10 protein-coding genes are annotated in these 13,402 nt (G+C 33.4%); all 10 read left to right on the forward strand.

Going from position 1 to position 13,402, the window contains the following annotated elements; translation table 11 throughout:
- The first annotated feature begins 200 nt into the window (after positions 1-200).
- On the forward strand, positions 201-440 hold the full coding sequence (locus ACFO6W_RS03965) for an Arm DNA-binding domain-containing protein (protein WP_379994065.1): 240 nt from the start codon (positions 201-203) through the stop codon (positions 438-440).
- A gap of 331 nt (positions 441-771) precedes the next feature.
- Positions 772-1,797 (forward strand): sensor histidine kinase, encoded by a 1,026-nt coding sequence (locus ACFO6W_RS03970; protein WP_379994056.1) that lies wholly within the window; start codon positions 772-774, stop codon positions 1,795-1,797.
- Complete coding sequence (locus ACFO6W_RS03975) at positions 1,794-2,486, forward strand: LytR/AlgR family response regulator transcription factor (RefSeq protein ID WP_379994057.1); 693 nt, start codon at positions 1,794-1,796, stop codon at positions 2,484-2,486. The genes ACFO6W_RS03970 and ACFO6W_RS03975 overlap by 4 nt, the downstream gene beginning before the upstream one ends.
- A 209-nt stretch (positions 2,487-2,695) precedes the next feature.
- Positions 2,696-5,071 (forward strand): TonB-dependent receptor, encoded by a 2,376-nt coding sequence (locus tag ACFO6W_RS03980; RefSeq protein WP_379994058.1) that lies wholly within the window; start codon positions 2,696-2,698, stop codon positions 5,069-5,071.
- A 24-nt stretch (positions 5,072-5,095) separates the two neighbouring features.
- Positions 5,096-5,926, forward strand: a complete 831-nt coding sequence (locus tag ACFO6W_RS03985; protein WP_379994059.1) for a DUF4249 domain-containing protein — start codon at positions 5,096-5,098, stop codon at positions 5,924-5,926.
- Between the two features lie 3 nt (positions 5,927-5,929).
- Positions 5,930-6,271, forward strand: coding sequence for a DUF4405 domain-containing protein (locus ACFO6W_RS03990; protein ID WP_379994060.1), 342 nt, complete (start codon positions 5,930-5,932; stop codon positions 6,269-6,271).
- A 345-nt stretch (positions 6,272-6,616) separates the two neighbouring features.
- Complete coding sequence (locus ACFO6W_RS03995; protein WP_379994061.1) at positions 6,617-8,500, forward strand: hypothetical protein; 1,884 nt, start codon at positions 6,617-6,619, stop codon at positions 8,498-8,500.
- A 13-nt stretch (positions 8,501-8,513) separates the two neighbouring features.
- Positions 8,514-10,352 (forward strand): hypothetical protein, encoded by a 1,839-nt coding sequence (locus ACFO6W_RS04000; RefSeq protein ID WP_379994062.1) that lies wholly within the window; start codon positions 8,514-8,516, stop codon positions 10,350-10,352.
- A gap of 1 nt (position 10,353) precedes the next feature.
- Positions 10,354-12,288, forward strand: coding sequence for a hypothetical protein (locus tag ACFO6W_RS04005; RefSeq protein ID WP_379994063.1), 1,935 nt, complete (start codon positions 10,354-10,356; stop codon positions 12,286-12,288).
- Between the two features lie 44 nt (positions 12,289-12,332).
- Entirely contained in the window at positions 12,333-12,983 is a 651-nt protein-coding gene (locus ACFO6W_RS04010) for a hypothetical protein (protein ID WP_379994064.1), read from the forward strand.
- The last annotated feature ends 419 nt before the right edge of the window (positions 12,984-13,402 follow it).

Consider the following 13,402-nt stretch of genomic DNA (forward strand, 5'->3'; position numbering starts at 1 on the left):
TTGGTACATGGGGTCAATTTAGACTGGCACGAGGGGGCAACGCTCACTGGATTTTCCAACATCTATTACGAGATAAAAAAAGCGTTCCCAGCGGGATCACTAGCAAATGATGCAAAAAGAAGTAAAACCTTGATTTTCAGTAGAAAGTCAAGGTTTTTTCTTTTGTCCTAATAGGCGAAAAATCCTTTCATGTTTTATTTATTCTCAAAAAGAATAAAATCAAAGCAAACGGAGAAGCCCCTATTGCCTTCCGAATCACTGTAGACAAGCGGTTCTGTGAAATGTTTGTCCGACGAAGTACACTTGTCGAGAATTGGGATCAGACCAAAGGTAAACTTAAAACCAAAGACAAACTATCCACCGAGATCAATATGTATATTGATACGGTAAGAGCTAAAGTTCAGAATATTCTGCCAAAGTATTGGATAGTTCTATTATGAGGGATATTCAAGAAGTAGATAAGAAATTTTCATTGTAGTTTCTTTCATCTGATCACGAAGATATATCAAGAGAATAATTCAGCAAGGTCAGGCTCTACGAGTTTGAATAAATAATCTTCCTTTCTACGAAAGAGTATTATTTATCAAAACCTTGCTTTTATTATTCTCTTTTTAAATTGGTGGTTTATCAGTTGGAAAGAAAAAATAATATTCAATATAATCGAAAAAGCATGATTGTTCCTCATACTTCTCTAAACTATCTACGTTCTTCTCATTTCTTTTGGAGGAAAACAAACAAACCTTTAATTTGCAATTTATTTTAGATATAATTATGAAAACTAAACGACTTACCATTGCCATACATACCTTAGTTTGGTTGTTGTTGCTGGTTGTTCCATATATTTCAACCGATCAGGTGTTTAACTCATTAGATCCGGCTTCTGACGTCAAGTATCTTTTATTATGCTTTACGATAAGCAGTGTGCTGTTAATTACATTTTACTTCAATTATTTTTTTCTTATCCCTAAGTTTTTGTTTTCAAAAAGGAACTGGCTCTATTTTCTATTCTTACTATTGATAATAGTAATAGTATTATTTACTCTTGGCATAATATTTTATTTCTCTGATTTTAACCCTGAAAGGTTAACCGAATCGGAGCCGATAGTTGAAAAGATCATTCCGGTTATTATGATCAATGCTATTGTATTGTGGCTCTTGTCAATCGGCTCTTCTATTTTATGGGCATTTTATACTAGACTAAAGCAAGCAGAAAACGAAAAACTTTCAGCACAAATAGCATCCCTAAAATCGCAAATTAACCCTCATTTCTTGTTTAATACGCTGAACAATATATATGCGACAGTTATTGATACCTCGCCCAAAGCTGCGGATATGATAGATAAACTTTCAGAGATGATGCGATATACAATGAGAGATACACAACAGGATTTTGTTTTACTGGAAGATGAAATAAATTATATTAGTAATTATATTGAACTACAACGGCTTCGATTAGACAGGAGTGTGAAGCTGGAATATAATTGCATGGAAAATATTCCAGACTTGCAAATTGCTCCTATGTTACTCATTCCTTTTGTTGAGAATGCTTTTAAGCATGGAGTAAATTCTGAGCAAAAAAGCCATATAAAAATCGAAATAACGATGAATAAGCAAGAGCTTCAGTTGAGTGTGGCAAATAATAAAGTAAGTATTCAGCAGAATATTTATGAAAAAAGTGGATTAGGCATTGAAAACACAAAGCATCGGTTAGATTTAACTTACCCCTCAAAGCATTTGTTGGTTATCAATAATATAGAAAAGCAGTTTCTCGTTTCTTTATATATCGATTTACAATGATGAATGCAATTGCCATAGATGATGAACCGTTAGCACTTACAGTGATTAAATCATTGTGCGAAAAGAATGAGAACATTAATCTTCAAAGAACATTTACTCAGCCGAGTGAAGCACTAAGATATCTACATAAGTATCCGGTCGATCTGATTTTTTGCGATATACAAATGCCAGCGATGACCGGAATTAACTTAGTAAAAGCATTGCGGCATAAAACAATGGTGATTTTCACTACTGCTTTTAATGAATATGCCGTTGTCAGCTATGAATTAAATGCTATTGACTATTTACTTAAGCCTATCAATCTGAAACGATTTACACAAGCTATATCTAAAGCTCAGGAGTATTTTGACTATATCAATAAGCAAGATCAAAGTGCAGATAAGAATATCTTTGTTCGCGCCGATTTTAATCTGGTAAAAATTCCTTTAGCGGACATTCTATACATTGAAGGCTTAGCCGATTATCTTAAAATTCATATCAAAGACCGCAAAACGATTGTAGCCCGAATGTCTATGAAAGATATGATAGAGAAGCTAAATTCTATCGATTTTATTCGTGTGCATCGTAGCTATATTTTACCATTCAATAAAATTGAAGCAGTAAGAGGAACCACCATATTCATAGGAGATAAAGAGTTCCCCATCGGAAGAACATATGCCGATGATTTTTTTAATCGTTACTCTTCTTAAAGATACCTTCCGATTTCCTTTGAAAATACCCTGACAACCGTTGATCGTTATCAGGGTATTTTCATTCATCGCATAAATCCGCCCCTTCTTCTCAAAAATTTCCACGACCTTTTTATTGATAGCATATTTGCATCGTGATTATGAAAACAGATTCACGATAGCGAACTCATAATTCTGTCATTAAAGATAAACTCCAATAAATAAGTAGGATGAAAATGAAATTTCTTTATACACTATTCCTTTTATCAACTGCACTCAACGCTTTCTCGCAAGAGAAATTTACATTGAGCGGCACTATTGCCGATCACTCCAATAATGAGACATTGATTGGTGCAAGTATTATTATTTCAGAAGCAAGAAGTACTTCCACTGCTACCAATTCCTATGGCTTTTACTCTATAACATTGCCTAAAGGGGATTATACTGTTATCATCAGCTACATGGGTTTTGAAACTATTCAGGAGAATATTTCTCTGACCGCAAACACAACTAAGAATTTCTCAATGTTTGAGAAAAGTTCAACATTAGGAGAGGTTGTAGTCACTGTCAATGAAAATAAGACCAGAATCTTCAAACCTGAGATGAGTGTGAATAAACTTCCTATAAGCACAATTAAGAAAATGCCGGCGGTTATGGGTGAAGTCGATGTGTTGAAATCATTATTACAACTTCCGGGAGTAACTAATGCACAGGAAGGCGCATCAGGATTTAATGTAAGAGGAGGCTCTGTAGATGGAAATCTTGTTTTACTCGATGAAGCGGCAGTTTATAACACTTCACACCTGTTCGGTTTTTTCTCTGTTTTCAATTCCGATGTGATCAAAGATCTAAAATTATATAAAGGAGGTATTCCTTCTAATTTCGGAGGTCGGGCATCCTCGGTCTTAGACATCTATCAGAAAGAGGGAAATAATAAAGAATATCATGTAAATGGGGGAATCGGATTAATCTCCAGTCGCTTGTTAGTAGAAGGACCAATCGTAAAAGATAAAAGCTCGTTTGTTGTGGCTGGGAGAGGAACATACGCACACCTTTTACTGAAGTTGGCAGATGAGCCGAACTCAGCATACTTCTATGACCTGAATGCCAAACTTAATTATCGATTCAACGACAAGAATAATCTTTTTGTCTCCGGATATCTGGGTAATGATGTTTTTGACATGAATAAATCTTTGATAAACAATTATGGAAATATTCTAACCAATGTAAGATGGAATCACATCTTTACCGATAAGATATTCTCTAATATGTCAGCTATATATAGCGATTATAAATATGGATTAAAGATAAAGTTTGCAGGTATCGACTGGAAGTCAAATATTAGAAACTATAACTTCAAATATGATTTTAAGCATTATCTATCCAATAACTTGATCCTGAATTATGGACTTAATTCTATTTATTATCAGTTTAATCCCGGAACAATAAGACCTTTCGATGAAACATCGGGAGTTATTCCGGATCAGATTGCTAAAAAGAATTCTTTTGAGAATGCCCTGTACCTTAGTGCAGAGCAGAAGTTAACGGATAAGTTATCAGTCAGCTACGGACTCCGATACAGTAACTTCCAACGACTCGGCAAAGAAGAAATAAATATATACGAAAATAATGAAGCGGTAGTTTTCAATCCTGAATTTCAGATTTATGAAGAAGGAACCCCTATAGGAACAAAATATTATGGCACAAATAAATCTATCGTAAGTTTTGGTAACCTTGAACCACGATTGGCAATGGCTTATGCTCTAAATGATGATAAATCTATAAAGTTAAGTTATAACCGGATGAGTCAATATATCCACCTGATATCCAATACGGCATCTGCCACACCTCTTGATATTTGGGCTCCCAGTGACAAATTTCTTAAACCGGAGATTTCCGATCAGGTGGCATTAGGTTATTTACAGAACTTTGGCGGTGATAATTACTCACTAGAAGTTGAAACATTCTACAAAACGATAAAAAATAAAGCGGATTACATTGATGGGGCAAATTTAATTGCACATAAAGCAATAGAAAGAGTCCTCCTGAATGGTAAGGCTCGCTCATATGGGTTAGAATTGATGGCAAGAAAGAATACAGGACGATTAACAGGTTGGCTTTCTTATACCCTTTCTAAAGCAGAACAACAGACTCCGGGGAGAAATGCCAATGAACCGGGAATAAATAACGGAAAATGGTATCGGGCTAATTATGATAAATTGCATAACCTATCAGTTACAGGTGCTTATCAACTAAGTAAAAAATGGTCTTTAGGAGGTACTTTTACTTTTCAATCGGGTAAAGCCGCAACATTTCCGAATGGAAAATACGAGTATCAGGGAATAACTATTGCGAATTATGGTACACGAAACGCAAATTCATTAGCAGCATATCACCATTTAGATTTATCGGCAACTTACACGCCAAATCCGAATAAGAAAAAAGGATGGCAAGGCGAATGGGTATTTAGTATCTACAATGTTTACAACAGGCACAATGCAGCTTCTTACAATTTCGGACAAAATGCAACGACAGGATTGAGTGAAGTTAAGAAAATGTCCATATTCGGTATTATCCCCGGAATCACTTACAATTTCAAGTTTTAAAATAAACATTCAAAAAATCATAAGATGAAATCATTAAATATAATTCTAATCGTAATAATAGCTTTGTCCTTTACTGCGTGCTATGAAGATGTTATCAAAGTCGATTTAGAGACAGCCGAGCCAAGACTGGTAATAGATGCATCCATTGACTGGATAAAGGGTACAACAGGCAACGAACAAAAAATTAAATTGACGACCACAACAGGCTACTACGAGGATAAATTTCCGACCGTTTCAGGAGCAACCATTTCTGTAGCCAATACAGAGAATATCGTTTTTGATTTTATTGAGACTACCAGTAAAGGTGAATATATCTGCACCAATTTTGAACCTGTTATTGGAGAAACATATACATTGACAGTTAACCTGAATGGAGAAACATATACCGCTACGGAAACTTTAATCGGGACACCAAAAATCGAAGATACAATCCAACAGAACAATAAAGGAGGTATGGCAGGTGACGAAATTGAAATTACATACTACTATCAGGACAATGGTGCTGAGTATAATTACTATCTGTATAGCGTTAAGATGAGGCATATAATATTCCCACAATATAGTGTCGAAAATAACGAAATGAATCAGGGCGCCTTAACAGCTGTTTATTATTCACATGAGGATTTGGAAGTGGGGGACGTTCTAAACCTCAAATTATACGGAATCTCTAAAAGATATTATGACTATATGGCAAAACTACTACTAGCATCAGGTAATGATGATGGACCTATGTTTTCTCCAACACCAGCTGCTGTTCGAGGTAATATTGTAAATCAGACCGACAGTAAAAATTTTGCTTATGGATATTTCAGATTATCGGAAGTAGATGTTAAAGATTATACTATTAAAGAATAAACTATGAAAGTATCATATAAAAGAGGATTTAATTATCGAGCGTTCGTGTCTATCGGACTATTCTTTGCTCTGATAATTTTGTTTATTACAGCTATATTAATTCAGTTCTTTGAAGATGACCCTGATAGCCTTGAAAAACATATTAGCGTATCATGTCATGCTTTAGCCGGAATCGCTTTTATAATCTTAAATATATTTCATCTAAAATTAAACTGGCAGTCCTTTAAGTCTTATCCTAAGAATAAGGAGGGTGGCATTAGTAAGGAAATTATTACAGCAGTTCTATCAATAATTTTATTTCTAACCATAGGAACTTTTATCGTATACCTTCTTTTAGGAGGATAGCAAACGGAGGATCTTATATTCTGAATTCAAAAACAGTCAGACGGAGCAATTCAGAATGCAAGAGCAGATTCTCCCCTTTGAAAGAAAAATGAAGATGTGCATATAAAATAAGCAAGTATAAACTTCTAGATGCAGATTTAAATATTGGCCTCTTAGCTGATTTAGGATTATCTTCTACTTTGGGAATATTCGCCCCGGAAATACACAGAGAAGATACAGAGGAATTGAAAAAAGGCGAAGAATAAGGAATTGGTGTGAAAAAAAGAATGGCTTAATTTATATTAAGATATCGAAACAAATGCTATATTTATACTCAAATAATGAGACTAACTATTGACTATTCCTATGAAAAACAATAATACGATATTTTATTTATTAACTTTTCTTCTAATTTTATTGTATTCCTGTGAATATGATAAAGATCCGATATACTTTGAAGAGCTAGCGCCTCCAAAAGATAAGGTAGAACTGGAGATTGAACTGTCTCATGTTCTTCCTGATAATATAATCTACATATATGAGTATACTAAACTGACATATAAGATAGATACAAAAGGGAAGGATATATTCGACTTTAAGATATCAATCGACGCCGATGCCGAGATTGATCAAAATAGCATTCGTTTGCGTCCTTTAGCAGATAACTCTGTCAGAAAATTAACTATTGATATTCAATTAAAAACACATACAGGAAGTATCGCAGATCATCTTGGATATGAGAAGTATGTGGGAAAATATGAGTATGATGTTAAATTTGTAAAACTTGAAGAGAATTTTAAAACGAATCTTCGTGGAGGAAAATCGGAAGAAGGTTACTTGCAGCTCGATTGGGATGAACCCGTATTTGACAATGCAAAGCTTTTAAGATATGAGTTAATCTATACCGATGACATTAAAAAAGAACAAGTAAAACAAATAATAACGGATACTAAACAAACTAGTCATATAGATAGAAGCTACACATGGGGTTATAAAACCTATGAGTTATATGTCTACTATAAGAATAACGATGTTGATTATGAATCCTTGAAGGTAGATTACTTTAGTCCGGAATATTATGGCTTTAAAACCAATCCTAAATTCAGTTATGAATACCTAGACAATGAATCGATGAATGTATCGTGGGATAATACCGGATACAAGTGTAAGTATTTGATTATTGGAGCAGATGGGTCAAAAATAGAGTGTGGTCAGAATCAAAGAAAAGTAAAAATGCAACGATTCAGATTCCCATCTGATGCTAGTCGGTTTAAGCTATATATATTACCTTTCAACATGCCATATGATGACTATGAAAAGGGTGTATTTATCGAGTGCGATTATTATTGGTACCTTGCCGAGGAATATTCGGGAATTCCTCAAGCGTGGAATATCTCTAAAAATGAATATTATTATCTCTATCACGATGAATTGAGCATATACTCTATATCTGATTCTTCTAAGAAAAGAGACCTTTTGCTGCGTGAGATTGGCTATTTTGATAGAATGTATATGTCTGTTTCTGCAAAAACTTCACAGATTGCTATCTATAAATATATGTATCCGACACCAATAAGTATATCCGATATCTTTATATATAATAATAGCAACTTTGAAAATCCACTCCAAATCCAAAAAATAAATATCCATTCCGATCCTATTTATTTATGCGACAATTACACGTTGTTTTATCATGATTTGTTTTGGCTGGGAGATACTAACTACGAAAGGTCTTGTATAGTATTGAACAGTAAAACAGGAAATGAAATCTTTAGACAAAGATTACAAAATAGAGAATCTCAGATTGCCGTATCCCCTGACGGAAAATATTTATGTGATTATTATAAGGCACATCTCATTATCTATGAAATACAGGACGACAAAGCTGTACAAATATACTCTTATACAAATGCCGACTATAGATATCCAGCTTGTCAGTTTAGCTATTCTAATCCGAAAGAGTTAATATTAAGAGGAGATACAGAAACTGTAATTTTTGATGTTGAGTCACTTACCAATAAAAATTCAAAAAAAGGTAAATTTTTATATCAAGATCCTATTACCGGTAACATTGCTTGTCTGGATGAGCAATACAATCAAAATTTTCTTTTAAATATATACGATAAAACATTGTCTGAAAAATTAATTAGAATACCGTTCAATTATTATACATCTGGTAATAATTCATTCTTCAATAGCAGGTTAACCTTTAATGATGTGATGGCATATCGTTTAGACTTACCCTTATAGAAATACCTAAATTATGTATAAATATAAAGTCTTATTCACTCTATTCATATTTGCAATTCAATTCAGTTGTGAATATAATAATGACGAGGTGTACTATGAAGACCTTACACCTCCGGAAAAAATAACAGTAGACATAAATCTTGATGGATTGGCTAATGGAGAAACGGTATACATATATCGAAAGACCAAGGTCTCGTGCAATGCTGATCTGAAAGGAAAAACCCTTCTTAAGTATGAAGTCAAACTGGGAGATAAAGATTTGAATTTACCGGGGAGTGGAATCCTTTATTTAGATCCCTCGGATTACGGAGGAGTCGAAGAATTAAATTTAACTATAAATGTAGAGTTAAAAACCGGAACACATAGTATTGCGGAACATCTTGGATTGGAAAAATATTTAGGATCGTTTAAGTATAAGATCAAATTTATTCATTATGCTGATTTATCCTTGAAATTTGAAAATACGATCACCCAGGATAGAAATTTGAAAGTTAGCTGGAAACCTCTTGATCTACAGCAACTACAGGTAAGTAAATATGAAGTATATAAACTCAATGGATACGAAGAAACGTTATTAAGCACCATAACCGACCCGAAAGATCCTTTCTTTGTTGATGAATCACATGTATTAGGGAAACAGGATTATTTGATCTTGACATATTTTGAGAATAATAAAATCGAAAAATTATGGGACTACCACACCGTTCAGATAGAATATCCGTCAGGAGGCTTGGATTCAGAGCCAATAGGCTTTGATAAAATCAAAGTATGGTGGAAAAAACACATGTATAACTGTAACTATGCATTGGAATTAGAGGATGGTACTATAATTGACTGCAAGGGCAATACCGAGGCAGAAATAAGCAAAACTTATAATTTCCCTATATATAAAGATATAAAATTACATATCTATCCGGCTAATTATACAGGAAACATTTCATCAACGGCTTACTCTACTCAGCTGTTACAATCTAGCAGAGTTAAGGATATATATCTTTCTGGAGAAATAGCCTACGATTTAAAGCATAAAGAACTCTATGTTAAAGATCAATACGTGCTCTATGCTGTTGATATAACAACAATGAAAACTATACCGGATAGATATGTTAACACAGGCTTTGATTGGGACTGGTCAAGAGAATATATGTATTATTCCGAATACTTTGAAAAACTATTCTATATAACAAGAGATTACAAGATCAACATATATGACAGAAATATGAAATTGCAGTCTTATATAAATTGGGGAGGGGTTACACTAAATAATCTATCGGTTTTGCATGCCCGGAAAGATGGAAAATTAATATTTGGATATACTGATCCTGACGGATATTGGACTAATGTTTATAATCTATCAAATAATCAATTAATGTATCGTGAAGGGCCGGATATCCTTCGAAACTATGCGAAAAGATCTATGTCGAAGGATGGAACTTACCTTTCGGTATCGGAGGACAACTATATTCAAATATTTAGTTTTGATAATATTGAGATGCTCAATGTAAATTCAATATCCACTTATCCTATCAACTTTGAAGAATGTATTTTTAGCAAAGTTGATGATGAAGAACTTTATATAGTAGAAAAAGAACAATTTTACAGGATGAATGCATTGACTAAAAACAAAACAGCTTACATTGCCGGTAAATTTATGACCGAAGATCCCTTCACCGGAAATGTAGCATACATAAAGAATGACAATATACTGGTTATACTTAGTCCTGATCTGAATGAAGAAATATACTCGATCCCGGTGAGTAGAGTATGGGATCTGAGACTCTTCGACAATATACTTACTACCAGCAAGAGTGGCGTGTTGTATTATGTTGATTTGAAGCCATATATTGAATGATATGAAGAATGTTAGCATAATATTTATATTATTACTCTATATTATCTTGTTCGTTTTCACCGGATGCGAATATGATAAAGATGAAGTCTGTTTTGTTGGTATCCCCAAAACAGAAGAGAAGGAAATAACGTTCAATCTTTTAAATTTACCATCAGGAGCGACGATTTATATATATCAGGAAACAAAACTGAAATATGATCTGAATCTTCCCGAAGGGAATATATTAAAACAAAAATTCATGTTAGGTAATAAAGAGTTCTTTTCTTCTGATGGTTATATCCTGTTAGATCCGAAAGGCTATAATAGCAGAACCGAAGAAAAACTTATACTTGATGTCAAAGTTGACTCTGGCTCTGAAAGCATAGCCGGAAAACTAGGTTTAGAAAGCTACATTGGCAGATTTGAATATAATATTATTTTTGTGCCGGATGCAAACCTAAGCCTTCAAAATATTTCTCATCATAAAAACAATGATGATTATTTTGAATTAACATGGAGTAAACCAGAGTTGGAACAATATACAGTAGAGAAATATCGGATAACATATTATCACGACCGCACGGAATATGTGGAAGAAATAACCAATCCGAATCAAACAGTTTTCATTGACACACGTGCTGTATTTGGTTATTTACATTACAGGATAGAAACCTTTTTCAAAGAAAGCTATAGAAAACCTTGGGTCGATAATTATACCATCTCCATAGATTTTCCTAAGTATTCTGTTAAGTTTGAATATACAGGCATAAACTCGGCGAGAATATCATGGCCAAAAAATGAATATAAATCTAAATATGCATTTGCTAGTGGATATTATGGTGATATAATTTATGAGGGAACAAATAACTATTTTGATATTGAAGATTTAGCAAGTTTCTCGACAAAACATGGTGTTGGAATTTTCCCTCTGAGTTCCTTTGGGGAGTGGGTGGAGCTTTATGTTCTACCGATGAGTGCTAATACTATCAGTAGAAATATGCCTATGCACTATGATGAATTATATAGCCAGAGTCTAATTACAAGAGATAAAAACTATGATGATTATATAGCTTTCGTAGATACTTCCAATGATATCTTATTTATCAAAAATAAAGATGAAATATGGTCTTATAATAGGAAGACTCTTGAGATGATTAATAATACGGAGATATCAAACACAATGCCTTCAAATTGGAGAATCCATGCATTTTGTTCCGAAAAAACGTCTACAATATTTATCGCGAATTATGATTGGATTGATTTAATCAGCTACGATTTTAAAAATCATGAGAAGATACAATTCGAATCAACTGATGTACTAAATTATCAATATGCTTATCTTGGCACGAATGATGTTGTATTTATTTGTCCGAAAATAACTATAAAAGAGGACGAAAGCGATATAAAAAGTATACTCTATGCATATGATTTGAAGTCAAGAAAATTAATTTCTTCTTTATCTTTAGAAAATATGTGGGATAACATTGTTGTATCCAGAGATGGCCAATATGTATGTGTATATAATGATGTTAGAGCGTTAGTTTATAAGTTTTCAGAGAATGCGTTTTCTTTACTGTATACAGAAGAGTGCTCTAGTTATGGATTGGGGAGCTACGATCCTAAAAATATCAATTTTAATGAGAAAATATCTAACCAGCTGATCATAACACTTTCTCCGGGAATGTACAATAATGAAATGTATACCGTAAATGTAGAGAATGGTGCTAAATCTGAAAAGAAACGCTGTTCTTATAGATGTTCAGATCCATATACTGGAAACGTAGTAGCAGTGCATGGGTCAAAATGTACCATTTTTGATACAATATTGAACAAAGAGCGTTTGTCGTTAACCAACTCTGACTCAGACTACCTTTTTGATGATTTGTTTCTAAAATCAGGAGGGAGCGATCAAAAAAAACTTTATTATCTAAACATAACTAATTATTTGAAAAAATGAAAAAATATACTTTCTTAATTATCTCAATACTGTGTAGCATATATATGCAAGCACAATTCACCGCAAGTTATTCTTTGGGTTATGCTACACATAATATGGATGGTATGAAAAGTCTGATGAAAACCATACAACAATCACCTCCTGCATTTATTATCGGTGCAAAAAGTGTTGATGATTTTTCTACTAATCAAGTAATTCACATCGTAGATATAGGTTACAGATTTGATATGCATGAATTCGGCTTAAAAGGGGGAGGATATAGCTCAACGGGAGCGAAACTGTCGTTGAAGGATTATTCAGGCGAATATTCTAACCGGTTTATTGTAAATGGTATACGGGCCGGAGTATATTATAAAAATTATTTTTATACATATAGAAATGACAAAGAAAAGGCTCTTTTTTCTTTCTTTGGGGAGATTTCTCCAGGTCTTTATTTTTCTGAGATCAAAAATAAAGGATTCTTTATAGTTCAAGATGAAGAGTTAGACTCATTTGATGATAAATATTCAAACACAAGTTTTGCATTTCTCATACAAGCAGGAGCAAAATATTATATTACCAAAAATATTAATATGCACATTGCATTAGGGTATGATTTTGTAGCTAAAGTTAAAGTGGAAGATTTAAAACCTAAAGAAGCGTTGGTTGATTGGAGTGGAATAAGATTTACAGGAGGTATTGGCTTCTCTTTTTAAATAGAGAATGCCTACCCGAGAAATAGTATGAAGGATTCAGGTTATGCTTGTTAATGCTTAGTTATATTGGCTAATATATGGATCTGATAGTCATTATTTGTCAGTGACCATACCAGATTTTAGGGTACATTTTGATTCTGTGGACAAGGAAATACTAACACAGGAAAAGATTGATATAATCTACAATGAGGATTTTGTCATAAGACGACTAGGACAGATAAATTTCATTGTGTAAAATTGTTATTATTCTTAATAATTGAAAATAAACCAATTACAAGAATGTTTTTCTTGACCGCTAACGGTTGAGAAATGGCAAAGTTCTGTTCTTTACTTTGCGCTAATAATAAAGAGCGATTTATTAATTAGGGTCTGCTGAAAAACTCAGCAGACCAATTCATATTTAATTCGGTTTGCGTCCG

It is taken from the genome of Dysgonomonas termitidis (genome assembly GCF_042654545.1).
Classification (GTDB): Bacteria; Bacteroidota; Bacteroidia; order Bacteroidales; family Dysgonomonadaceae; genus Dysgonomonas; species Dysgonomonas termitidis.

Excerpts from the sequence above, each read along its gene's own strand:
- ACFO6W_RS03980 (WP_379994058.1), top strand. The coding sequence starts at position 2,696 with ATGAAAATGAAATTTCTTTATACACTATTCCTTTTATCAACTGCACTC.
- ACFO6W_RS03975 (WP_379994057.1), top strand. The coding sequence starts at position 1,794 with ATGATGAATGCAATTGCCATAGATGATGAACCGTTAGCACTTACAGTG.
- ACFO6W_RS03990 (WP_379994060.1), top strand. The coding sequence starts at position 5,930 with ATGAAAGTATCATATAAAAGAGGATTTAATTATCGAGCGTTCGTGTCT.
- ACFO6W_RS04010 (WP_379994064.1), top strand. The coding sequence starts at position 12,333 with ATGCAAGCACAATTCACCGCAAGTTATTCTTTGGGTTATGCTACACAT.
- ACFO6W_RS03985 (WP_379994059.1), top strand. The coding sequence starts at position 5,096 with ATGAAATCATTAAATATAATTCTAATCGTAATAATAGCTTTGTCCTTT.
- ACFO6W_RS04000 (WP_379994062.1), top strand. The coding sequence starts at position 8,514 with ATGTATAAATATAAAGTCTTATTCACTCTATTCATATTTGCAATTCAA.
- ACFO6W_RS03970 (WP_379994056.1), top strand. The coding sequence starts at position 772 with ATGAAAACTAAACGACTTACCATTGCCATACATACCTTAGTTTGGTTG.
- ACFO6W_RS03995 (WP_379994061.1), top strand. The coding sequence starts at position 6,617 with ATGAAAAACAATAATACGATATTTTATTTATTAACTTTTCTTCTAATT.
- ACFO6W_RS04005 (WP_379994063.1), top strand. The coding sequence starts at position 10,354 with ATGAAGAATGTTAGCATAATATTTATATTATTACTCTATATTATCTTG.